The sequence below is a fragment of the Kribbella sp. VKM Ac-2571 genome (genome assembly GCF_004362255.1).
GTDB lineage: Bacteria > Actinomycetota > Actinomycetes > Propionibacteriales > Kribbellaceae > Kribbella > Kribbella pratensis.
Map to the genome: position 1 here is coordinate 132,617 of NZ_SNWS01000002.1, position 22,061 is coordinate 154,677.

The window sequence follows — 22,061 nt, forward strand, 5'->3', positions numbered from 1 at the left end:
CAACCGTCCCACCGCAACCTTGCGGTTGTTTACTGCTTCGCCGACAAGATGCCGGTGAGCAGGCCTGGGTAGAGGGCTTCCAGGTCTTCGCGGCGGAGGATGCTGATCCGGCGGGTGCCGTCGGTGTGCGTGGACAGGACGCCTGCCTCGCGCAGGGTCTTGAGGTGGTGGGCGCGCGTGGACGCCGTCACCGGCAGCTCGATGTCGCCGCAGCAGACGCCGGCCGGGTTCTCGGCGAGCGCGCGCACGATCGTCAGCCGGACCGGCTCGCCCAGCGCCTGGAGAACCGCCTCGACGCGAATCTCGTCCCGCTCCGGCTGCGGGAGAACTTTGGTGCCCATGAGTCCATAGTACGACGCCTGTCGAAGTTCGACGATGATCGTAGTACGATAGCGATCGAACTAGTGAACCTCGACCGGAAGGTCTTCGATGTCCGCACGGATCTACCTGCTCGGCGCCGGTGCGTTCGCGGTCGGCACCAGCGCGTACGTCGTGTCCGGCGTGCTGCCCGACGTCAGCTCCGAGCTGCACGTCTCGCTGACCGCAGCCGGCCAACTCGCCACCGCGTTCTCGCTGTCGTACGCGATCGGTGCGCCGATCCTGTCCACGCTGACCGGCCGGTGGGAGCGCCGTACCCTCCTGATCGCCGCACTCGTGCTGGCTGCGCTCGGCAACCTGATCGCCGCGCTGGCCGTGAACTACCCGATCCTGATCGTCGGTCGCGTCGTGGCGGCGTTCGGCGCCGCCGTCTACACACCGGCCGCCACACTGTTCGCCACCAGCCTGCTGCCACCGGAGGAACGCGGTAGGGCAGTGGCAATCGTGTTCGGCGGTCTCACGTTCGCACTGGTGCTCGGCGTACCCGCAGGCACGCTGCTAGGCCCGACACTCGGCTACAAGGGCGTGTTCGCTCTCATCGCCGCTGTCGCCGTACTGGTCGCCATTGCCGAGCGCGCCGCGCTCCCGAAGGTCGACGCACCTCCTGTGGTTAGCCTGCGTGAGCGCTTCGCCGGGGTGACGGACCGACGCGTGCAGATCATCCTGGCGATGACCGTGCTCGCCGTGCTCGCGGCGTTCAGCGTGTACATCTACATCGTCCCGCTGCTCAAGCACACCGCCGGCCTGACCGGCAACGTCACCGGTCTCCTCCTACTCCTGTACGGCGTAGGCGCGGTCATCGGCAACCTCCTCGGCGGCCGGATCACCGACCGGTTCGGCAGCCTCCGAACCCTGGTGGTCCTGATGACTGGCATCACCGCCGTCCTCGCCACGCTCGACCTGACGCTGACGACCGAGGTCGGCGCTGGAGCCGCGCTGGTGGTGTGGGGCATGCTGACCTGGGCCTTCAACCCACCGATCCAGAACCTGCTGCTGGAGCTCGGCGGCGGACTGCTCATCTCCCTGAACGCGTCCGCGATCTACCTGGGTGCCGGACTGTCCGCTGTGGTCGGCGGACTGGTCATCCAGACACTCGGGGTCGGCTACCTCCCCGTGCTGGCCTCCGCACTGTCTCTGGTCGTGCTGGGCCTCCTCTACGCACTCTGGCGGGACTCCTCCCTGCAGCAGGTCGAGGAGCTCGAGCGGGACCAGGACATCTACGTCACAGCCGCCGCTGACTGAGGAGAACCGGCAATAGGGCACTCTTCTGCCCATGCGTCTGCTTGCCGGTGTGCTGTTGCTCGCCACCACCCTGACGGGGTCCAACGACCCCGCCGCGGTGGTCGGCGGGTGGAAGACCTCACCTGTGTACGTCGACCCGACGCAGCGGTCACTGGTACCGGACAAGGACGCGGCTGAGCTGGCCGAACGAGTAAGCGGGCACGACCCGGCGATTCGCATCGCGGTCGTGCCCGCTGCCGTACTCACCACCGGTGACAAGAGCGCGGCCGCACACACGTACGTCGACCAACTGGTGGATCGCCAGCAGGCCGACGGCATCTACCTCGTCGTGTTCGGTGGCGCGATCGCCTGGGGGAGCGCGGTCGGGGTCGACACACCGATCGCGGACATCCTCACGAGCGAGCTGGACAAGCACAGCCGCTCGGACCCGGTCGGCATGCTCAACGGGGTGCTGGACCAACTCGGCGTACAGAAGGCGCCCAAAGGCACAGCGGGTTGGCTGTGGCCGTTGATGATCGCCCTGGTCGTGCTGATCGCCGGTGGCCTCGCCTTGTGGTGGTGGAGGACACGATCGCGCAAGGACGAAGGTCCTGCGCTCTACCGGCCGTCGTACGACGTGTTGCCGGACGAGGTCGACTCGCTCGACGAGCGGCGCGCGACCGCTCGGGAGGACGTCACGCGGTTCGGCGAGGAACTGGATGCCGCGGACGTGCGTCTGGACGGCGTGGACACGGCAGCGGATGTGCAGGCGGCGATGGATGCGTACGCCGACGCCGGCCGCGTGGTCGACGGCGAACCCGACGACGACGAGCTGCGTGCAGTGCGATCCACGGTCGAGTACGGGCGGTGGCGGCTGGCCTGTGCGCAGGCGAAGGTCGCCGGAACACCCGCACCTGCCCGCCGTGCCGCCTGCTTCTTCGACCCCGGCCACGGCACCTCCGTGACGGACTGGATGTACACGCCACCTGGCGGGCGGCCGCGAGAAGTCCCGGTCTGCACCGCCTGCCGTGAGCGGCTCTCGGGAGGAGCACGATGAAACGTCTGCTCGGCGCGCTCGCCGTCGTCACCCTGTGGGTCCTGCCCGCGCCGCTGGCGCACGCGGCCGGCGACCCCGACGCGTACATGAACACCGTGGCCGGCCACCTCGGTGACGCCGGTGTCTGGGTCGACCCGGACGTGACCGAGCTGAGCCCCAGCGAGACCGCCCAGCTCGACGCGGCCGCGAAGAGCGCCGGCGCACCGATTCGGATCGCGGTGATCCCCGCGGAGAAGATCAACAAGTCGGAGAGCAAGTACTACTCGCGGCCCGCCTGGGAGGGCGAGGAGATCGCGGACCAGCTGTACGACCGTGTGGGCGTCGAGGGCGTGTACGCCGTACTGGTCGATGCGTCGTCACAGTCCAACGGCCGCGGGCTGCACGCCGTACAGCGGGCCGACCACGGGCCGACGTACTTCGTGGGCGACGCGGTGGACCAGGCGGTCGACTGCTGCGCGCCGGACTACGAGTCGATGCTGGAGAGGTTCATCCAGCGCGCTCAGGTCGTGAACAAGCCGTTCTACGTCGACGCCGCGCCGTACGCCGGTGGCGTGGCCGGAATCATCGGGCTCTGGGTCACCGTGACCGGGCTGAGTGCCCGACGCGCGCGTCGGCAGGACGAGAAGGCTCACCTGAAGGTCGCGCAGCCGCTGCTCGACGAAGAGATCATCGAGCTCTCGCAGCAGGTCTCCGCGCTGCCGACGGTCTCGGACGCGCAGCAGTCGAAGCTGTCGAAAGACGTGCTGGACACCGTCGAGAAGGCACGGCACCGGCTCGACCAGGCCAAGGGCGACAACGACATCCAGGCGGTGACGACGCTGCTCGGCTCGGCCCGCTACGGCCTTCGCTGCCTCGACGCAGTGCGCGCGGGCGAGCCGGTCCCGGAGCCGACGCCGCCCTGCTTCTTCGACCCGCGGCACGGCCCGAGTGTGGCCGAGGTGCAGTGGAAGCCCGAGGAGGGCGCTGCGCGCAACGTGGACGTCTGCGCGGGGTGCAAGCAGCGCGACGAGGCCGGCGAGAAGCCCGAGATCCGCATGGTGAAGGGCTGGCAGATCGAGCGGCCGTACTGGGAGCACGCCGAGGACCTCGCGGCGTACGTCGACGGGTACTGGTCGCAGGGCGACGGCCGCGTGTGGTGGTTCCCCGACTCCGACTTCCGGCGTCGCGGCGAGGAGATGCGGTCGCGTTGGCGGTCCCGTCGGCCAGGTGCGCGCTTCGGCCGCTTCAGTTCGAACGTCGGCAGCTCCGTCGGTGACTGGGCGGCCTCGTCGAGCAGCGGCTCCGACGACGACGGTGGGAGCAGTTGGTACAGCGGCCCGAGCCGCCGCCGCTCCTATTCGTCGCGGACGCGCTCCAGTGGTGGCGGGTCGTCCCGGCGCTCGTCGCGCCGGTCCGGCGGGTCACGGGGTTTCTAGTACCGCCGGCAGGTCTTCATTGTGCAGAACGACCAGTGACGTGACGGCACGAGTCAGGCAGACGTAGAGGCGACGGAGTCCGGTTCGCTCGTCGGCTTCACCAGAGACGATGCCGGCCGGCTCCACCAGCACCACGTGGTCGAACTCGAGACCTTTGGCGAGAGACGCCGGTACGACGTCCAGGTGTGCGTCTACGTCGTCCTCATCGCCAAGAACCGAGAAAGCGATGCCCTGCAAGGCTTTCCGGGTTGCGGGGACCAGTGCGTCCGGGACGATCAGCCCGATCGAGCCGGGGCGCTCTGACACCTCACGGACTGCCGTCACCGCAGCAGCCAGGCTGTCCGGTACGCGAGTGATGGTCAGCTCACCGCGCGCCCGTCGTACCGCTGTGGGTGGTTTGAGGTGCGGAGCGATCGTCGGGAGGAGGCGGGCGGCGTACTCGATCACCTGCCCGGGGACGCGGAAGCCGGCGGTCAGCTCCTCGGTGTGCGCGCTGGTCTTGCCCAGGTGCTTCAGTGCCTCGTCCCACGACGGTGTGGCCCACGGTGTGGTGCCCTGCGCGATGTCACCGAGCACAGTCATCGAGCCGGTCGAGCAACGCCGGCCGACCGCACGCAGCTGCATTGCGGACAGGTCCTGTGCCTCGTCCAGCACCACATGGCCGAGTGACGGCGTACGGTCGACCAGGTCGGCGATCTCGTCGATCAGAGTGGCGTCCGCAACGGACCACTTGGCAGCGCCGGGTGAGCGCGGCACCTTGTCCCAGAGCAACAGTGCCTGCTCCTCCGCGGTGAGGCTGCCGTCGGCGTGCTCGGCGAGGAGCTTCGGGTCGGTGAAGAGGCGGAAGAGCAGCTTCGCCGGGTCCAGAGCCGGCCAGAGTGCGTCGGCGTACTGCTTGACCGGACGGCTGCGCGCGACAGAGTCCTGCACCCGGTCGTCGGGGGAGTCACCGGCCGCCTCCATGCGCAGCAGTACGGCGTGGGCCAGCCGTTGCGGCAGCATCGCGCGGCCGGCGCCGTACCGGATGCCACGGCTGCGCAGCTCGGTGACGAGCTCTTCGGCCTGGTACGCCGCCACTCGCCAGCGGTGCGCTCCCCGTGGCACGACGAGGGACTCTTCCGGGAGTTTGACGTGCGACCAGACGGCCCGGTGCAGTACTTCGGCCATGCGGGCGTCGCCCTTGAGTACGTCGACCATTGCCGGCCCCGGACCGGCCACCTTCACGCGGGCGACCAACTCCTCGACGGTGGTCTGCTTCGCCTCGATCTCGCCGAGTGCGGGGAGGACGTCCCCGATGTACCGCAGGAAGCTCGCGTTCGGGCCCACGACGAGCACACCGGCCCGGCTGAGCTGGTCGCGGTACGCATAGAGCAGGTACGCCGCCCTGTGCAGCCCGACCGCGGTCTTTCCGGTACCAGGTGCGCCCTGTACGCAGATGGTTTCGTCGACGCCGGCCCGGACGATCACGTCCTGCTCCGGCTGGATGGTGGCCACGATGTCGCGCATCGGGCCGGAACGGGGGCGCTCGATCTCAGCGTCCAGGATGTCGCTGTGCTGTTCGTCCTGCCCGCTCGCGGTGAGATCCTCGTCCTCGAACGCGGTCATCTCGCCGTGCGTGAAGCCGAACCGCCGACGTACCCCGACGCCCATCGGCTCGGTCTTGCTGGCCCGGTAGAACGGCACCGAGATGTCTGCCCGCCAGTCCACCACCAGCGGCTCGCCCTCCGCGTCGTTCACGTGCCGGCGACCGATGTGGAACGTCTCGTCGGTCGGCTCGAGGTAGTCCAGCCGGCCGAAGAACAGCGGCACGTCCGGGTCGTCCTCCAGCTCCTTCATCCGCCGGAAGATGGCGGCCTGCAGGAACTCCTGGTTGACCCGGTCCGCGCTGTGGATCTCCAGTGCGCCGGTCTTCTCCCGCATCAGCGCCAGGGCCGCCCGGGAGGTCTTCAGGTAGTCCTTCTCGGCCTGGAGAGTGTCGGACGTGTCTGAGGGCATGCTGAAACCTCCGGCGAGAGTGGGGGAGCCCAGCTACGTTACTTGAGCACTCTGCGCGGTGGAACCGAATTACGGGTCCGTGGCCTGTCGGCCTGCAGACCGGGCCGCAGCAGGAGGGGCAGGCTGGCCGCCAGCAGTACCAGAGCGACGATGCCGTCCAGCCAGTAGTGATTGGCGGTCACCACGACGACGCTGAACGTGATGATCGGGTGCAGCAGCCACAGCCACCGCCAGCGCGACCGGGTGATCAGGATCATCGACAGCGCGATCAGCGCGGCCCAGCCGACGTGCAGGCTCGGCATCGCGGCGAACTGGTTCACCGCGCCGCCGGTGTGGTCCGGGCCGTACACGGACTGGCCGAAGCGCAGCCCGGTGTCGACGAAGCCCGGCATCATCCGCGGCGGCGCCAGCGGGAACGCGATGTGACCGATCAGCGCCAGTCCGGTGAGCGACACCATCGTCCACCGGACATGCGAGTACGCCTTCGGCCGCCAGATGCTCAGCCAGAGCAGTACTGCGGCGGTCAGCGGGGCGTGCACGCTGGCGTAGTACAGGTTCGCGCCCTCGACCAGCCGCGGGAACTGCAGCACCCAGTGCTGGATGGAGGCCTCGTTCGGGAGGTGTAGCCAGTTCTGGAACGACAGGACCTCGTGCGCATGGTCGAACGCCGACCCGGTGTGCCGGCCCGCGATCTGCCGGCCCGCGCTGTAGACCAGGAACAGTGTTGCCAGCAGGACTGCTTCCCGTACCACCCTCCCGAAGACTTGTGCCCGGCCTGTCCCCACCCGTTCGGCAGCAGCTATCCCCATACCGTTCGACGGTACTCGCCGATCCCACAGGGTTTGCCCAGGCGCAACCCTGACGTTGCCCTGGGCAACCCCCGAAGACTGGTTGAGACGCGGTCGTGATCAGCCCTTCACGGCACCGGTCAGAACACCCTTGGCGAAGTGCCGCTGCAGGAACGGGTAGATCACCAGGATCGGTACGATCGAGACCACCAGGATCGCCATCTGGATCGACGCCTGCGGCGGGAGCAGTTCGGTGCCGAGCTCGGCGCTGCCGAGTTGAGTGTCGTTGATGACATACGTCCGCAGTACCAGCTGCAACGGCCAGAGCTTCGAGTCGTTGAGGTACAGCAGTGCGGAGAAGAACGCGTTCCAGTACGCCACCGCGTAGAACAGGCCGATCACCGACAGCACCGCCTTCGACAGCGGCAGCACGATGTTGGTGAACGTCTTCAACTCGCCCGCGCCGTCGATCCGCGCGCTCTCGGTGAGCTCGTTGGGCAGGTTCATGAAGAACGCCCGCAGTACGACGACGTTGAAGGCGCTGATCATCGTCGGCACGATCAGTGCCCAGATGCTGTCCAGCAACCCGACGCCCTTGACCGTCAGGTACAGCGGGATGATGCCGGGGGAGAACAACATGCTGAACAGCACGACCAGCAGGATCGGCCGCCCGGCGACGAAACCCGGCCGCGACAACGCGTAGGCCAGCAGGCACGACACGGTCAGGCTGAGCAGCGTCCCGACGATCGTGACGAAGATGCTGACGAACAACGCCCGCGTCACCACGCCGCCGGCGAACAACGACTCGTACGCCCCGAAGTTGATCGACTTCGGCAGCAGCACCAGACCGCCGGACTCGTTGATCTGCTTGTTCGGCGCCACGCTGGTCGAGATCACCCCGACGAACGGGACGATCACGACCGCGCAGAAGACCAGCAGCACGAGACCCTTGAAGATCCGCATCGGCCAGCCGGGCATCGGCACGCCCTGCACAATTTTCTGGGGCACGATTTTGGTAGTCATCGCTGGTACACCCCTTGCTCGCCGAAGATGTGCGCCACCTTGTTCGCGGTCAGCACGAGGATGACTCCGACGATGCCCTTCACCAGGCCGACCGCCGCCGCGACACCCCAGGCGCCACCGAGTACGCCGTTGTTGTAGACGTACGTGTCCAGTACTTCGCTCACGTCCCGGCCGACCGCCTGCTGCTGCAGGATGATCTGCTCGAAACCGACGGTCAATGAGTCACCGAGCCGCAGGATGAACAGCAGGATGATGATCCCGCGCAGTCCCGGCAGCGTGACGTGCCAGAGCTGCTTCATCCGGCTCGCACCGTCCACACTCGCGGCCTCGTAGAGCTGCGAGTCGATCTGGGACAGCGCGGCCAGGAACAGGATGGTCGCCCAGCCGGTGTCCTTCCAGATGATCTGCGACGTCAGCAGCACGTGGAACAGTTCGGAGTTCCCGATGATGTTGATCGTCGACAGGTCGTGCGACCGCAGGTAGTTGTTCAGCAGGCCGCTGCCGCCGAGCATCTGCTGGAACAGCGCGACCACGATCACCCAGGACATGAAGTGCGGCAGGTACAGGATGCTCTGCGCGATCCGCTTGATCCGCTCGGAGAACAACGAGTTCAGCAGCAGCGCGAGCAGGATCGGCGCCGGGAACACGAAGATCGACTGCAGACACGTGAGGATCAGCGTGTTCTTCAACGCCCGCAGGAACGCCGGGTCGCCGTTGAAGATCACGCTGAAGTTCTCCCAGCCCGACCAGTCGCTCGCGTTGATCCCGAGGAACGGCTGGTAGTCCTTGAACGCGATCACGTTGCCCAGCAGCGGCACGTAGTGGAACGCGATGATCAGCGCGACCCCGGGCAGCGCGAACAGCAGCAGCACGCGGTCCCGCAGCAGCCGCCGGCCGAGGCTCAGCTGCTGCTGCGGACGCTTCGTAGATCGTTGCAGCATTACTTCCCTGCCGTGTCGGCGTGCGCCTGCTCGAGCTCGGAGCGCATCTTGTCGCCGCCGGAGGACTTCCAGGTCTGCACGGCCGCCTTCCAGTCCGAGACCGGCTTCTTGCCCTGCACGATCTGGTTCTCCAGGTCGTCCATCGTCTTCTTGAGCTGGGTCTGCTTCTTCGACGCCGTGTCGGAGTACAGCCCGTACGACGCGTCGTACACGAGCCGCTTCGCGACCTTCTCCTGGATCGCGTGCTGCTTCTGCGGCACGTCCGGCTTGCCGGCCCAGTACAGCGCCAGCGTCGAGTCGCTGATGTACTGCAGGCCGATACCGGTCTCCACGGTGCCCACCTTGGTCGGAACCGGGTCCGTGCCCTGCAACGTGTAGTGCCGGCCCGCGACGCCGTACTTGCGGAACAGGTACTCCTCGGTGCCGAACGGCGCCGCCATCCAGTTCGCGACCTTCAGCAGCGTCTCGGCGGAGTGCGTGCTGTTCTTGCTGAACGCCGTCACGTTGTTCAGCGCCGAACCCATCCACGGCTTGCCCTCGCCGCCGTCGAAGCCCGGTACGTCGAGCATGTTCACGGCGAACGCGTCACCGGCGCTGTTGTCGTTGTAGTACTGGTTCCAGGCCACGAAGCTGTCGTAGTCGAACGCGGCGATGCCGCCGTTGAACCACTGCTTGCGGGCGCTGGCCTTGTCGTTGAAAGCGTCCGGGTTGATCACGCCGGCGGCGACCATCTTGCGGCCGGCCTCGAGGGCCTGTTCCTGCGCCTCGTGCTCGTACATCGAGGTGAACTTGCCGCCCTCTTCCTTCCAGACGTTCGGGATCCCGAGCATCATCCGGATCGTCGACATCGGCACCCGGGTCCAGGCCCACTTGTTCTGCTTGGCCGCGGTCATCTCCTTGGCCAGGTCGAAGAACTCCTGGAAGTTCTTCGGCGCCGGGTTCTTGATGCCCTTCGCGGCGAGCAGGTCCTCGCGGTACAGCGCGAGCGACGTACGGGACATACCGCGCGGCACCGGGACGCCGTAGATGGCGCCGTTGAAGACGCAGCCCTTCCAGAACTCGGCCGGGATGTTCGCCAGGAACGGGTACTTGCTGATCGCATCGCCGGACAGGTGCTCGGTCAGGTCCATGCACTTGGACTTCACCAGACCGGGGATCTGCGGCGTGTCCGGCGGGATGTTCAGGATGTCGGGCAGGTCGCCGCCCGCGATCCGGGTCGCGAACTTGTCCTTGTACTCGTCGTTCGACGCCATGCTGATCTGCAGCTCGGAGCCCAGGCGCTTGTTGAGCTCCTGCCAGAACTGGTTCTTGTCGGCGGCGGGCGGGATGGCGCCGGGGATGTTCGTCATGAACGTGATCGGCTTGCCGTCACCAGGAGCCTCGGCGATCGCCTTCACCGGGTTCGCCGGGTACTTCAGGAAGCCGTCCAGCACCACGTCGGTGCCAGGCAGGTCCGGCGTGATCTGGCCGTACTTCGTGTACGTCGGCAGCTTGACGGCCGCGTTCGCCGCGGCGGTGTTCTTCTTGTCGGACGCGCACCCCGCCAGCAGCGGCGTACCCGTGACCGCGACAGCGGCGGCGGCCAGACCACCGCCGAGGAATGTTCTTCTGCTGACCGGCATGAGGCCTCACTTCCATCGGAGGGCCACACCATGACATAGTACGTCCTATGTCTTCAAGGGTCGGCGCTCTGGAAATCTTCGATCCGGCCGGGAGCGGCTACCACACGTTCCGCATCCCGTCGGTGCTGGCGCACGGCTCGCTGGTGCTCGCGTTCTGCGAGGGCCGGCTGCACGGAGCCGGCGACGCGGGGGAGATCGAGGTCGTACTGCGTCGTTCGCTCGACGGCGGCCGGACCTGGCTGCCGCTGCAGGTGGTGTCGGCGGTGCCGGGCAAGACCTGTGGAAATCCGGTTCCGTTGGTCGACCCCGCCTCCGGGGACATCGTGCTGGTGACGGTGCAGAACGGCGCCGACGCGGTCGAGATGTCGCTTGCCCGGGGCGCCGATGCTGTCAACGGGCGGCGTGTATTCGTGCAGCGGTCCGCTGACGACGGTGCGACCTGGAGTCCGACCCGCGAGATCACGGCGGAGGTGAAGCCGGGCGACTGGGGCTGGTACGCCACGGGTCCCTGCCACGGGATCACGCTGCGCTCCGGGCGTCTCGTCGTACCGGCCAATCATTCTTATGTGCCGTCGGATGGTCTCAATGGTGGGCACTGCATCTACAGCGACGACGGTGGTTTCACCTGGTCCGTCGGGTTTGTGGACCGCAACGGCGGCGCGGAGATCAACGCGAACGAGACCGCAGTCGCCGAGTTGCCCGACGGGCGGCTGTACTTCAACGCCCGCAACCACCAGGGCACCGGCCCGGCCCGCGTGCACGCCTGGTCCTCCGACGGCGGTCAGACCCTCGATGCGCCGTACGCCGGGATTCCCGAGATCACCGCACCCGGTATCCAGGGCAGCGTGCTCTGCCTGCCGGACGGGCGGTTGCTGCTGTCCACACCGGTCAACCCGACGTCGCGCCGGGAACTGACCGTTTTCGTCAGCGCGGATTCCGGTACGTCGTGGAAGCCGGAGCTGGTCGTGCACCAGGGCATGGCCGGGTACTCCGATCTGGTCCTGCTGCCCGACGGCTCGATCGGGATCTTCTACGAGGCCGGTGAGACGTCCTCGTTCGCGACCTTGCGCTTCGCCACATTCGCCCTTTGAGGTTGGGAGACCCCTTGACCGCATCCGCCCATCTGACCGGTGTCGTACCTCCGCTGGTCACTCCGCTCACCCCGTCGTACGACGTCGATACCGCATCGCTGGCCCGGCTGATCCAGTACCAGCTGACCGGGGGTGTGGACGGGGTGTTCGTGCTCGGCACCTCCGGCGAAGGCACGTTTCTGACCGACGAGCAGCGACAGGTCGTGCTGGAGACGACTGTCGCGGAGGTGGCTGGACAGGTGCCGGTACTGGCCGGCGTCATCGACACCTCGACCAACCGGGTCACTGCGCACGTCTCTGCCGCGTTGAAGGCCGGTGTGGACGGCATCGTCGCCACGGCGCCGTTCTATGCGGCCACTCATCCTGCTGAGATCGAGCGTCACTTCGTGCGGCTGGCGTCGCTTGCGAGCGACACGCCTCTGTATGCGTACGACATCCCGCCGCGGGCAGGCACCAAGCTCCCGGCTGCTCTTGTGATGTCTCTTGGCGAGCAGGGGGTGATTGCAGGTGTGAAGGACTCGTCCGGGCAGGAGACTTCGCTGCGAGAGCTGGTGCTGTCCCGTCGGGAGAAGGTGCTCGACGACTTCGTGATCATGACTGGGTCCGAGGTGACGGTCGACTCGGCGCTGGCGTTCGGGGTGGACGGCGTCGTACCTGGTCTCGGGAACGTGGACCCGGCTGGGTACGTGCGGTTGTTCAAGGCTGCGGTGGGTGGTGATGCCGCGGCGGCGCGGGATGAGCAGGACCGGTTGTTCCGGTTGTTCGACATCATCAACGTGGCGGACCGGTCCCGGATGGGGGCCAGCTCGGCGGCGCTCGGCGCGTTCAAAGCGGGGTTGTACCTGTTGGGCGTGATCGACTGCCCAGTTACGGCGTACCCCTCGATCCCCTTGAACGACACGGAGATCGCCGCGGTCCGACCGCTCCTGGAACGGGCCGGATTACACTGAGCGGTCCTAGGTAGAGGGAGGCCGGCAGTGACGACGGGTGGGCTCAGCCGGGCACGTGGTGCGGCAGGGAATCAGTCCTTCATCCGCGACGCGATGAAGTCGTACATCCTGGAACGCGGTCTGAAGGCGGGTGACCCGCTGCCGAACGAGCAGGACCTGATGGCGCAGCTGGGCGTCGGCCGGCACCCGCTGCGGGAGGCGATGAAGGCGCTGCAGGCGGTCGGCATCATCGAGATCCGGCACGGGTACGGCACGTACGTCGGCGAGGTGAACCTGCAGTCCCTGGAGGACGGCCTCGCGTTCCGCATGTCCCAGTCGATGGCCGGCGACCTCCGCGACGTCCAGAACGTCCTGGAGGTCCGCCAGGCCATCGAGGTCGGCCTGGCCGACGACGTGGTCGGGCACTTCAAGGAGCACGGGTACGACGCCCTCGAACCGATCGTCGAACGCATGGAAGCCAAGGCCGCCGACGGGCAGTACTTCCCCGACGAGGACTGGGCCTTCCACCAAGCCCTCTACGAGCCGTTGGGCAACGCCCTGGTCATCGACCTGCTGTCAGTCTTCTGGCGAACCTTCGCCCAGGTCGACGCCCGCCTCCCCGGCGCCCGCTACACCCCCGCCGACGCCGCCGCCTGGCACCGAGACCTCCTGAACGCCCTCCAGTCCGCCGACCCCGACACCTACGCCCACTCCATGAAACGCCACTTCAACGGCATCCACACCCGCCTAGGCGAATAGCGCGTGCAAGCTCGACAGGACATATACGTCCACTGAAGAGCATCGGCCAGTCAGCTGAGCGTGCGTCACACCATCGGACCTGGACATGTCCTGTCGAGCTTGCCCCTGTGGACAAGCCGACTCACCGATCGACCCCGCTGAGGCACCATCCTCGGATGGAATCGGTTGGTGAGGTTCTCGCGCGCCAAGGCGGCTGGGCGACCCGGGCCGAGCTGGTCGGGGCGACCTCCCGCCGCGCGGTCGAGGCTGCGCTGGAGCGGGGTGAGGTACAGCGGATCGCGCTGGGGATTTATGCGGTGCCGGGCCTTCCGGCCGACGAGCTGGCCGTGCTCACGTACGACGGAGTCCTCTCGCACGTCAGCGCGGCGAAGGCTCTGGGCCTTCCGCTGCTGCTGGAACCGCACAAGCCCCACGTCATCATCCCGCCCAACCGCCACCCACGCCCGGGACCGCCCGCCGTCCTGCATTGGGCCGAGACCACCTCCAGCGAGCGCCGGAACCGGCTCACCTCGGTGCTTCGGACCGTCGTCGACTGCTCCCGCATCCTCCCGTTCGGCGAGGCATTGGCCGTCGCGGACGCAGCCCTCGCTACCGGCCGGCTCAGCCAGGAGGAGCTTCTTGCCGCCACAGCCGCAATGCGTGGGTACGGCTGTCCGAACGCGCGCAGAACAGCCGCAGCCGCGACCCGCCTCTCAGACAGCATCCTCGAGTCGATGCTGCGGGCACTTCTCATCAGTGCGGGCATCGACGACTTCGAACCGCAGGTCCTGGTGACTCATGGGCGGTTTCGGGCCAGGGTGGATCTGGGGCACCGAAAGGCCCGGTTGGCACTCGAGGCGGAGGGCTTCGAGTTCCACGGATCTCGGCGGGACTTTGCCGCTGACTGCCACCGGTACGACGAGTTGGTGGCGGCAGGGTGGCTCGTGCTCCGATTCACCTACGAGCAGGTCGTTGGAGACCCGGCCTGGGTCGTCGCGACCGTCCGGGCCGCGTTGGCTCGGCGTCTTGCCGGCTGATTGCGTACAACCTCGACAGGACATGTCCCTCGAATCTCGCCTGGAACCGCAGACGTTGAGCGAGGCGATGAACTGTTGGCACCCGACATGTCCTGTCGACCTTGCACATTACGCAAACAGGTTCTCTGCATCCACGATCGTGTACGCGTAGCCCTGTTCGGCTAGGAAGCGTTGGCGGTGGGCGGCGAATTCGGCGTCGATGGTGTCTCTTGCGACGATGGAGTAGAAGCGGGCGGTGCGGCCGTCGCCCTTGGGGCGGAGGACGCGGCCGAGGCGCTGGGCTTCTTCCTGGCGGGAGCCGAAGGTGCCGGAGACCTGGATGGCGACCGACGCCTCGGGGAGGTCGATGGAGAAGTTGGCGACCTTGCTGACCACGAGTCGTTTGATCTCGCCGGTGCGGAACGCCTGGAACAGACGCTGCCGTTCCTTCACCGTGGTCTCGCCCTTGATCACCGGGCACTCCAGGCGCTCACCCAGCTCATCCAGCTGGTCGATGTACTGACCGATGACGAGCAGGGGCTCGTCCGCGTGGTGCTCGGCGATCCGTCGTACCAGCTTGGACTTCGCCGGGGTGGAGGCGGCCAGGCGGTAGCGGTCCTCGGGCTCGGCGGTCGCGTACACGAACCGCTCGGTCTGCTCGAGATCCACGCGCACCTCGATGCAGTCCGCGGGCGCGATCCAGCCCTGCGATTCGATGTCCTTCCACGGAGCGTCGTACCGCTTCGGGCCGATCAGCGAGAACACGTCACCCTCGCGGCCGTCCTCGCGGACGAGCGTCGCGGTCAGTCCGAGCCGGCGACGGGTCTGCAGGTCGGCGGTCATCCGGAAGATCGGCGCGGGCAGCAGATGAACCTCGTCGTACACGATCAGGCCCCAGTCGCGCGCGTCGAACAGCTCCAGGTGCGTGTAGACGCCCTTCCGGCGCGTCGTCATCACCTGGTACGTCGCGATCGTCACCGGACGGATCTCCTTGCGCGCACCGGAGTACTCGCCGATCTCCTCCTCGGTGAGGCTGGTGCGCTTCAGCAGCTCGTCCTTCCACTGTCGCGCGGACACGGTGTTGGTGACCAGGATCAGCGTGGTCGCGGAGGCCTGCGCCATCGCGGCTGCGCCGACGATCGTCTTGCCGGCGCCACATGGGAGTACGACGACACCGGAGCCGCCGTGCCAGAACGAGTCGGTCGCCTGCTCCTGGTACGGGCGCAGCTGCCAACCGTCGGTCACCAGGTCGATCTGGTGTGCCTCACCGTCGACGTACCCGGCCAGGTCCTCGGCGGGCCAGCCGAGCTTCAGCAGGGTCTGCTTGAGGTGACCACGCTCCGACGGGTGCACCAGGACGGTGTCGTCGTCGAGCCGGGCGCCCAGCATGGGCTTCACCTTGTTGCTGCGCAGTACCTCTTCCAGCACCGGTCGGTCGGTCGTCACCAGTACTAGACCGTGCTGCGGGTGCTTCTCCAGCCGCAGCCGCCCGTACCGGTCCAGCGTCTCGGCGATGTCGACCAGCAACGAGTGGGGGACCGGGTACCGGCTGTAGCGCAGCAGTACGTCGATCACCTGCTCGGCGTCATGCCCCGCGGCCCGCGCGTTCCACAGGCCCAGCGGTGTCAGCCGGTACGTGTGCACGTGCTCCGGCGCCCGCTCCAACTCGGCGAACGGCGCAATAGCCTTCCGGCACTCGCTAGCGTCCGCGTGCGCCGTCTCCAGCAACAAGGTCTTGTCCGACTGCACGATCAAAGGACCGTCCGTCACCCGCACTCCTATCGTCGCCCCGACCCTCCATTGTGCCTGACCGCCCCAACAACCAACCCCGGCGCCGTAGATTGCGACCTCACAGTCCGCGGGGCTCAGTCGACTGGGCGGGCTGTGGAGATTCGGTGGAGGGCGTAGGTTCGGGGGGTTTCGGTGGTGTCGTCGTAGGCGGTCAGCCAGCCGTCGGCTACTCGGACGGGTTCGACGATGCGTTCGGACGAGTGGCCGTTGTGGTCGACGTAGACGATCCAGGTGCGGGTGTGGGCCTCGGCGGCGTTGGTCAGGACGGCGATGGTTTCGGCGGGGGCGGCGGGTGCGATCAGGCCGTCGTCGCCGGGGCGTTCGGCGGCGATCCGGTCGCCGGCGCGGACCTTCTCGATGACCGCCTTCACCTGGTCATCGGTCAGGTCGAACGCGCTCTCGTTGAAGTCCCGGCTGGTACGTCGACGCGGCGCCTCGCCACGTCGCGGTGCGCCGGTGACATGCAACGCTCCGTCGAAGGTTTCCGCCAGCGGAGCCAACCCAGCGTCCCGCAGCCGACTCAGCACCATGTCGGGCGGTGACGGCGACACCACCACGGTCGGCGCCAACCGACGGAACCGCACACCAGGCAGGTTCGAGTTGAGCAGCTGGGTCAGTACGTTCTCGTCATCACACCGCAGGTACGTCGACGCGGTCCCCAGCCGCAGTACGCCGTGCCGTCGTGCAACGTCGTCGACCAGGTACGTCAACGGCTGAGGCACCGGCGTACGTGAATGCTCCGCCAACCACGCGTGCAACTGCTCCGCAGTGCGCCCGAGGTCGAAAGCACGCCGTACCGAGCTCTCACTGAACCGGTAGACGCCGGCGCCACCGTCGGACTCCACGTCCGCCATGGCCGACAACTCATCCTGCACGGTCCGCACCAAAGGCCCAGGAGCCACCGCAGTGAGGTCAGCTTGCAGCAGCACCTCAGACACTGGCTCTGGCATCAGTGGACTGATTGCCTCGGCCAGCTCGTCAGCTGTCGGCTCCGGTCCCAGCAACGGCTTCGCATGTGCCGCCAGCGCACCCAACCCGGTCAACCCGAGCAGGGCAGCCTCAGACACGCTCCACTCGACCAGGTCGTCCCGGAACTGCCCACCGCGCCGTGGACGATGCCAAGCCACCCACATCACCACAGTCTCTGCAGCCGGCGCAGTACCCGCACCAGCCTCGGCCAGCGCCTGCAACGCCAGCACACGGATCTCCGGTGCCAGCAACCGCTCCAGATCCGGCGCCAACGCGTTGATCAGTCGCTCCCGCGCAGCCGCCGTACTGCCGGTGCTGTCCCGACGCCCGATCAGTCCGATCGCCCTGAGGCCGGAGAACCACGCCATGACGAGCTGAGCCCACCGATGCGCCAGGTCCAGCTCCAGCCAGTCGTCGTAGGCACTGGTCGGTAGCCACAGCTCGCTGGTCCCGACCTCCACCGCAGCAACGAGCCCCGCGGCGTACGCCATCTCCAGAACCGCTGCAGCGGTCTGCTCTTCCACACCGATCTTTCCGGCCAGGCTGCGTACCTCACGGACACCCACGCCGCCTGTGCGCAGTACTGGCGGTGGCTCGGTCCCCAGCTGCTCCAGAGCCCGGTCAACCAATCGCACCAGGTCGAGCGCAGCACCAGCCGCAGCCCGGTCAGCGATAGCGGCCGACACCTTCTTACCTGCGAGCGGCGGAGGCACCGGTCGTGTCGACGCCAGCACCCGCCCGCCCCGCAGGTGCAGCCCGATCTGCCGAGGCAGCACGACTGTGTTCGCGTCCTTGGGTACGACGAGACCGCGCGCCAGCAACCGCTCTACCGGCGTCCGGGCCGACGCGATCGTCACCGGCCGGTCGGCCTTCTCCACCGAACCGGTCGGCGGACCCCAGGTGAGCTTGTCCAGTACGGCGCGCGCGTCCGGACCGGCGTCGTCGATCAACTGATCCAGATCGCCGAAGTGCCGCGTCGTGATCGGACCGAGCCCAGCCGGCGTCGGTCCAAGCAGCTCGTGCACCGCACGGATCGGCCGCAGGTCGTCCTGGGTCCCCCACACCAGAGCGAGCTCCAGCAGCTCAGTCACCCGCGGCCGGACAACCTCCTCCGGCTGGCCGACACCCTGCGCCAGCAACTCCACGTTCACCGGCTCCGGCAGCGCGGACAGCGCCTCCAACAGGTCCACACCGAACTCGTCCAGCCGGTTGATCGCACGCGCAGCCGACGCGTTGCTCGTCACGCGCGCAGCCAACTGCCCGGTGTCCGCGGGAATCGGCAACGCCAGGTCAGGTCGCCGTCGCAGCAGTTCACCGAGTGCGGCGTCATCCCAGCCCCGCAACGCCTCAGCGAGGGTACGGGGACGGGTCGGCTCGGTCGTGCTCATCCCTCCAACGGTACGGGATGCTCGCCGAGGGCGGTCAGGATCTTGGCGACGGTCTCGGCCAGTGCACAGTCCGGGCCGATGACGGTCTGCTCGATTCCGTCGAGTACGTCGTGCTCGCGGTACCAGTCCTGCATCATGTGCGGCTCCACACCGGGCAGGTCCCGGGTGCTGTGCCGTACGACGGTCTCCTCGAACGGGATGTCGAAGTAGTAGTGCAGTGTCGTCCCGCGGTGGTCGACGGTGAGCTGCCGCAGCATGTCGCCGTACCGGCCGGCGTCCATGATGCCCTCGAGCACTACGTCGTACCCGTGGTCGAGCGCATAGCGGACGTTCAGATCGATCAGTCCGATGTTCACGCCACCCGGGAGGTCGTACTCGCGGAGCAGGATCCTGCGGACATAGTCCTGCTCGACCCACGCCGTACCGCGGCCCAGACGTTCACGCAGCGACCGGGCCGTGGTGGACTTGCCGGAGCCCGAGTTCCCGCGCAGTACGACGAGGCGGGTACTAGGACTCCCAGTCACTCAGCGGCTCCGGCTTGTCCGATCCGGTGGAAGCCGACGCGTTCGTAGACCGCTGCGACCGCGTCCGACTCGGCGGACAGCAGCACCAGGTCCACGCCGTTGTCCAGTGCGTGCTCGACCAAAGCCGAGGTCACGGCGGCTGCAAGGCCGCGGCGACGCATGGAAGGCAGTGTGCCGACGCCGACGATCTCCGTGGTGGAGTCGACCGGCTGGTGCGTCCCGCTGGCCACCATGCCGTCGTCGGTGAACGCACCGGCCGTTACAGCCACACCACGGAGAACCCTGTTCTGCAGAGCTGAAACCATGTCGGCCGACATCTCAGCAGCCGCTGCATCTCTCTCGGCCGGTCCAGCCTTGCCGATGCCCGTCCCCGGCTCGCTGAACGCGAGTCCCGCAACCGCACGCGCCTGACGGACCAACTCCTCGTCAGCGGACAGGATCTCGCAGCGGGCATCAGCCGTGACAGGGCGGAAGTCCGCGCGCTCCAGCACCAGCAACGGGTGCTCGACCACGTTGAGGCCAGCAGCCGCCGCAGCGTCGCCCAACGAGGGACAGGTCTCTACGACCCACTCGAAGCTCAGTGGGATCTCCAGCTCGGCACACCGCGCGCGGACCAGCTCGATGTCCGCCGGCTCGATCGTCACCCCCGAGCCGGGCACAGGGCGCGCGTAGTACGGCCAAATCGTCGTACTGCGGAACAGAGTGAACGGTCCGACCTGTTCGGCAACCGAACCGGACAACGGGACCCTGTGCAGGTAGTCATCGACTCTGGTGATCATCGCGAAGCAGTGAACCACCCGGAAAGTCCACGCGCCACCAGATATGTCGAAGCGTCCCGAACGGCTCCGACGTCCTGTACGTCAGCTACGACGACAGAGGAGCAGCAGATGGAGAAAGTGACGTCCGCGGACGGTACGACGATCGCCTACGACCGGCTGGGCAGCGGACACCCGCTGATCCTGGTCGGGGGAGCACTGTGCGATCGGCACGCGCTCCGGTCGCTCGCCGACGAGCTGGCGAACCACTTCGACGTGGTCACGTACGACCGTCGCGGTCGCGGTGACTCCGGCGACAACCCGCCGTACGACGTCCAGCGCGAGGTGGACGACATCGCCGCGCTACTGACAGTCGTCGGCGGTACGGCGGCTCTCTACGGGCACTCGTCCGGTGCGGGACTCGCGGCGATCGCAGCGAGCAGGCTGCCGTTCACCAGGGTCGTGCTGCACGAGCCGCCGTACGGGCCGGACGACGTGGACCCGTCGGAGGACGGCGAGAAGGTGCTCGAACTGATCCGGAACGGCCAGAACCGGGAGGCAGTCGAGCTGTTCCTGCTGATGACAGGCGTGCCCAAACCCGAGGCGTTGCAGTTTGCCGCTACTCCGGGACTCGCCGAGCTGGCGCCGACGCTCGCCTACGACTTCGCCGTCATGGGCCACGAAGGCACCACCCCGGTCGAAACGCTCCGAGCGATCAAGCCGCCGACTCTCGTCATCGCCGGGACTGCGACCGCGCCGTTCATGCTCGACGCCGCGCACCGCATCGTCCCGATCCTGCCGAACGCGACACTCACAGAACTACCCGACCAGACTCACGTCGTACCGCCGCAACTCCTCGCCCCGGTGATAGGGCGTGGCTGATGGTTCCACGCCCTAGGCGATGATCTCGATCGACACCTTGTCGGGGTAGAACGCGAGGTGGTCGCGGATGTCGGCGACCGCGTCGTACGGCTGCTCGTACGTCCAGACCGCGTTCACGCCGTCCGCCCCGGCGGGGAGGAGGCTGTAGTACGACGCGTCGCCCTTGTACGGGCAGTAGGTCTGGTGCTCGGTGCGCTCGAGCAACGTGAGGTCGACGTCGTCCCGCGGGATGTACTGCACCGCCGGATAGCTCGCCTCCTGCAGCGACAGCGCGTCCCGGGTGTCCGCGATGACCTGGTCGCCGACCTTCACGACCACCCGGTCCGGGTTCTTTCCCACGGTGATCGGGTGGTCCGGTCCAGGAATCTTCACAGTCTTGTCCGCCATAACCGCTGACAACCCGGCACGCCCTCGCGGCATTCCCGGATCCGGCGATGATCAGCACAGTGAAATAGCTCCACCTGCGGCCTCCGCGAGTTCGGGGCCGAGGGCGCGGGCCGGCGTGTACGCACCGGGCCGGCCTTCGCCGCGAGCCAGCCGTACGGCGGTTTCCGCTGCGACGCTCGCGGTGAAGTCCATCGCGTCCCCGGTACGCAGCCAGCCCTCCCGCGTCGTCCCGTCGGCCCAGGACACGACCGCGTGTCCCCAGGTGTGCTCCCGCGGACGTGGCGCGGGCTTCGCCTCCACCGCCGCCAGCCGTCGTACGGCGAACCGCTGTAGCGGCGCGATCTTCAGCAACGCCCCGGCCACCGGCAGCAACACCCGCACGACGCGTGAACCCGAAATCAACGCGGACGTCGCGACAACAGCCGGCGCACCACTCGACAGCTGCGCCGCCAGCAGTTCACCGGTGGCAGCCCCAGCGGACTTCGCCGTCTGACCATCTGGCAGCGAGTGCTCGCGCGGATCGGCTCCCAGTCGCGCCGGGACCATCCGGCCACCCTCGTAGCGGACCCCGCCAGTGGTCAGCCCGGAGATGATCGACCGCGCCAGCGCCTCGCCGAGCAGCCCTCCGTCGATCGCCACGGACGGCAGAGCGTCCACCTGCACGTGGCTCGGCGTCGGTCGATCCGTACACAGGTGAGCGACCACCGCCTCGGTTCCCAGTACGCCGAACCCGGCGCCCGTGACGAACGTGCTGCCTGCGGCGACCGCCTCGTCGTGCAACGCCAGCAGCCGCGGCATCGCCACCAGATCGTTGGCCAGGTCAACGTAGTGCCCGCCTGGCAGGCACGACCGCGCGATCGGCACGGCGGTCTCGGCGTACCCGCCGATCGTGTTCACCACCACGGTAGGCCGGCGGCGGGCGATCTCGGCGGCCGGCTGATCGGTCTCGATCACCTCGACGCCGGCGAGCCCCAGCTCGGCGGCGGTCTTGTGGAGCCGTTCGGCGTTGCGTCCGACCAGTACCGGCGTACCGCCGCGCGCCGCGACCTGGGCCGCGATCGCGCGCCCGGTCCGTCCGGTCGCGCCAAGAATCCAGATCATGTCGATCCTCCTGAAGAGTGATGGCTCAGAGTGTCATCACTCACGATAAC

The 22,061-nt window shown here is 67.7% G+C and carries 20 protein-coding genes; 8 read left to right on the forward strand and 12 right to left on the reverse strand.

Going from position 1 to position 22,061, the window contains the following annotated elements; translation table 11 throughout:
* Positions 1 to 29 precede the first annotated feature (29 nt).
* Positions 30 to 341 carry a helix-turn-helix transcriptional regulator gene (locus tag EV651_RS04620; RefSeq protein ID WP_133782377.1) on the reverse strand — a complete coding sequence of 104 codons (312 nt, stop codon included), beginning with the start codon at positions 339 to 341 and terminating at the stop codon, positions 30 to 32.
* Between the two features lie 88 nt (positions 342 to 429).
* Here EV651_RS04620 and EV651_RS04625 point away from each other — a divergent pair, with 88 nt between their 5' ends.
* The 3 genes from EV651_RS04625 to EV651_RS04635 are packed head-to-tail and all read left to right on the forward strand — an operon-like array spanning position 430 to position 4,071.
* The gene (locus tag EV651_RS04625) at positions 430 to 1,620 is read left to right on the forward strand and encodes an MFS transporter (RefSeq protein WP_133782379.1); all 1,191 of its coding nucleotides are present in this window, start codon (positions 430 to 432) and stop codon (positions 1,618 to 1,620) included.
* Between the two features lie 31 nt (positions 1,621 to 1,651).
* The gene (locus EV651_RS04630; protein ID WP_133782381.1) at positions 1,652 to 2,656 is read left to right on the forward strand and encodes a hypothetical protein; all 1,005 of its coding nucleotides are present in this window, start codon (positions 1,652 to 1,654) and stop codon (positions 2,654 to 2,656) included.
* Positions 2,653 to 4,071 carry a hypothetical protein gene (locus EV651_RS04635; RefSeq protein ID WP_133782383.1) on the forward strand — a complete coding sequence of 473 codons (1,419 nt, stop codon included), beginning with the start codon at positions 2,653 to 2,655 and terminating at the stop codon, positions 4,069 to 4,071. The genes EV651_RS04630 and EV651_RS04635 overlap by 4 nt, the downstream gene beginning before the upstream one ends.
* On the opposite strand, the gene EV651_RS04640 is transcribed toward EV651_RS04635, so the two are convergent.
* From EV651_RS04640 to EV651_RS04660, 5 genes are all read right to left on the reverse strand, one after another.
* On the reverse strand, positions 4,057 to 6,066 hold the full coding sequence (locus EV651_RS04640; protein ID WP_133782385.1) for an AAA family ATPase: 2,010 nt from the start codon (positions 6,064 to 6,066) through the stop codon (positions 4,057 to 4,059). The genes EV651_RS04635 and EV651_RS04640 overlap by 15 nt on opposite strands.
* 38 nt (positions 6,067 to 6,104) lie before the next feature.
* The gene (locus EV651_RS04645; RefSeq protein WP_238156661.1) at positions 6,105 to 6,818 is read right to left on the reverse strand and encodes a phosphatase PAP2 family protein; all 714 of its coding nucleotides are present in this window, start codon (positions 6,816 to 6,818) and stop codon (positions 6,105 to 6,107) included.
* Between the two features lie 156 nt (positions 6,819 to 6,974).
* Positions 6,975 to 7,877 (reverse strand): carbohydrate ABC transporter permease, encoded by a 903-nt coding sequence (locus tag EV651_RS04650; RefSeq protein WP_166658499.1) that lies wholly within the window; start codon positions 7,875 to 7,877, stop codon positions 6,975 to 6,977.
* Entirely contained in the window at positions 7,874 to 8,818 is a 945-nt protein-coding gene (locus EV651_RS04655; protein ID WP_133782389.1) for a sugar ABC transporter permease, read from the reverse strand. The genes EV651_RS04650 and EV651_RS04655 overlap by 4 nt, the downstream gene beginning before the upstream one ends.
* Complete coding sequence (locus tag EV651_RS04660; RefSeq protein ID WP_133782391.1) at positions 8,818 to 10,440, reverse strand: extracellular solute-binding protein; 1,623 nt, start codon at positions 10,438 to 10,440, stop codon at positions 8,818 to 8,820. The genes EV651_RS04655 and EV651_RS04660 overlap by 1 nt, the downstream gene beginning before the upstream one ends.
* A 47-nt stretch (positions 10,441 to 10,487) precedes the next feature.
* Here EV651_RS04660 and EV651_RS04665 point away from each other — a divergent pair, with 47 nt between their 5' ends.
* From EV651_RS04665 to EV651_RS04680, 4 genes are all read left to right on the forward strand, one after another.
* Positions 10,488 to 11,531, forward strand: a complete 1,044-nt coding sequence (locus tag EV651_RS04665; protein ID WP_133782393.1) for an exo-alpha-sialidase — start codon at positions 10,488 to 10,490, stop codon at positions 11,529 to 11,531.
* 14 nt (positions 11,532 to 11,545) lie between these two features.
* On the forward strand, positions 11,546 to 12,481 hold the full coding sequence (locus tag EV651_RS04670) for a dihydrodipicolinate synthase family protein (RefSeq protein WP_133782395.1): 936 nt from the start codon (positions 11,546 to 11,548) through the stop codon (positions 12,479 to 12,481).
* A gap of 27 nt (positions 12,482 to 12,508) precedes the next feature.
* Positions 12,509 to 13,219: a FadR/GntR family transcriptional regulator gene (locus EV651_RS04675; RefSeq protein ID WP_133782397.1), complete on the forward strand. Its 711-nt coding sequence runs from the start codon at positions 12,509 to 12,511 to the stop codon at positions 13,217 to 13,219.
* A gap of 155 nt (positions 13,220 to 13,374) precedes the next feature.
* On the forward strand, positions 13,375 to 14,235 hold the full coding sequence (locus EV651_RS04680) for a DUF559 domain-containing protein (protein ID WP_133782399.1): 861 nt from the start codon (positions 13,375 to 13,377) through the stop codon (positions 14,233 to 14,235).
* Between the two features lie 108 nt (positions 14,236 to 14,343).
* Here EV651_RS04680 and EV651_RS04685 read toward each other — a convergent pair whose 3' ends face one another.
* The 4 genes from EV651_RS04685 to EV651_RS04700 form a co-directional block, all read right to left on the reverse strand.
* On the reverse strand, positions 14,344 to 15,984 hold the full coding sequence (locus EV651_RS04685) for a DNA repair helicase XPB (protein ID WP_133782401.1): 1,641 nt from the start codon (positions 15,982 to 15,984) through the stop codon (positions 14,344 to 14,346).
* Between the two features lie 95 nt (positions 15,985 to 16,079).
* A complete protein-coding gene (locus tag EV651_RS04690) occupies positions 16,080 to 18,362 on the reverse strand; it encodes a helicase-associated domain-containing protein (RefSeq protein ID WP_133782403.1) in 2,283 nt (760 codons plus the stop codon).
* Positions 18,359 to 18,886 (reverse strand): kinase, encoded by a 528-nt coding sequence (locus EV651_RS04695; protein ID WP_133782405.1) that lies wholly within the window; start codon positions 18,884 to 18,886, stop codon positions 18,359 to 18,361. The genes EV651_RS04690 and EV651_RS04695 overlap by 4 nt, the downstream gene beginning before the upstream one ends.
* On the reverse strand, positions 18,883 to 19,665 hold the full coding sequence (locus EV651_RS04700; protein ID WP_133782407.1) for a GNAT family N-acetyltransferase: 783 nt from the start codon (positions 19,663 to 19,665) through the stop codon (positions 18,883 to 18,885). The genes EV651_RS04695 and EV651_RS04700 overlap by 4 nt, the downstream gene beginning before the upstream one ends.
* 108 nt (positions 19,666 to 19,773) lie before the next feature.
* Between EV651_RS04700 and EV651_RS04705 the strand changes: the two genes are divergently transcribed.
* Positions 19,774 to 20,523, forward strand: a complete 750-nt coding sequence (locus EV651_RS04705; RefSeq protein WP_133782409.1) for an alpha/beta fold hydrolase — start codon at positions 19,774 to 19,776, stop codon at positions 20,521 to 20,523.
* Between the two features lie 12 nt (positions 20,524 to 20,535).
* On the opposite strand, the gene EV651_RS04710 is transcribed toward EV651_RS04705, so the two are convergent.
* Positions 20,536 to 20,910 (reverse strand): DUF427 domain-containing protein, encoded by a 375-nt coding sequence (locus tag EV651_RS04710; RefSeq protein WP_133782411.1) that lies wholly within the window; start codon positions 20,908 to 20,910, stop codon positions 20,536 to 20,538.
* Between the two features lie 51 nt (positions 20,911 to 20,961).
* Entirely contained in the window at positions 20,962 to 22,011 is a 1,050-nt protein-coding gene (locus EV651_RS04715; protein WP_133782413.1) for a saccharopine dehydrogenase NADP-binding domain-containing protein, read from the reverse strand.
* Positions 22,012 to 22,061: the final 50 nt, after the last annotated feature.

Bases quoted from the DNA above. Each gene is read 5' to 3' on its own strand.
- EV651_RS04620 (WP_133782377.1), bottom strand. From the start codon at position 341: ATGGGCACCAAAGTTCTCCCGCAGCCGGAGCGGGACGAGATTCGCGTC.
- EV651_RS04625 (WP_133782379.1), top strand. From the start codon at position 430: ATGTCCGCACGGATCTACCTGCTCGGCGCCGGTGCGTTCGCGGTCGGC.
- EV651_RS04630 (WP_133782381.1), top strand. From the start codon at position 1,652: ATGCGTCTGCTTGCCGGTGTGCTGTTGCTCGCCACCACCCTGACGGGG.
- EV651_RS04635 (WP_133782383.1), top strand. From the start codon at position 2,653: ATGAAACGTCTGCTCGGCGCGCTCGCCGTCGTCACCCTGTGGGTCCTG.
- EV651_RS04640 (WP_133782385.1), bottom strand. From the start codon at position 6,066: ATGCCCTCAGACACGTCCGACACTCTCCAGGCCGAGAAGGACTACCTG.
- EV651_RS04650 (WP_166658499.1), bottom strand. From the start codon at position 7,877: ATGACTACCAAAATCGTGCCCCAGAAAATTGTGCAGGGCGTGCCGATG.
- EV651_RS04655 (WP_133782389.1), bottom strand. From the start codon at position 8,818: ATGCTGCAACGATCTACGAAGCGTCCGCAGCAGCAGCTGAGCCTCGGC.
- EV651_RS04660 (WP_133782391.1), bottom strand. From the start codon at position 10,440: ATGCCGGTCAGCAGAAGAACATTCCTCGGCGGTGGTCTGGCCGCCGCC.
- EV651_RS04665 (WP_133782393.1), top strand. From the start codon at position 10,488: ATGTCTTCAAGGGTCGGCGCTCTGGAAATCTTCGATCCGGCCGGGAGC.
- EV651_RS04680 (WP_133782399.1), top strand. From the start codon at position 13,375: ATGGAATCGGTTGGTGAGGTTCTCGCGCGCCAAGGCGGCTGGGCGACC.
- EV651_RS04690 (WP_133782403.1), bottom strand. From the start codon at position 18,362: ATGAGCACGACCGAGCCGACCCGTCCCCGTACCCTCGCTGAGGCGTTG.
- EV651_RS04700 (WP_133782407.1), bottom strand. From the start codon at position 19,665: ATGATCACCAGAGTCGATGACTACCTGCACAGGGTCCCGTTGTCCGGT.
- EV651_RS04705 (WP_133782409.1), top strand. From the start codon at position 19,774: ATGGAGAAAGTGACGTCCGCGGACGGTACGACGATCGCCTACGACCGG.
- EV651_RS04710 (WP_133782411.1), bottom strand. From the start codon at position 20,910: ATGGCGGACAAGACTGTGAAGATTCCTGGACCGGACCACCCGATCACC.
- EV651_RS04715 (WP_133782413.1), bottom strand. From the start codon at position 22,011: ATGATCTGGATTCTTGGCGCGACCGGACGGACCGGGCGCGCGATCGCG.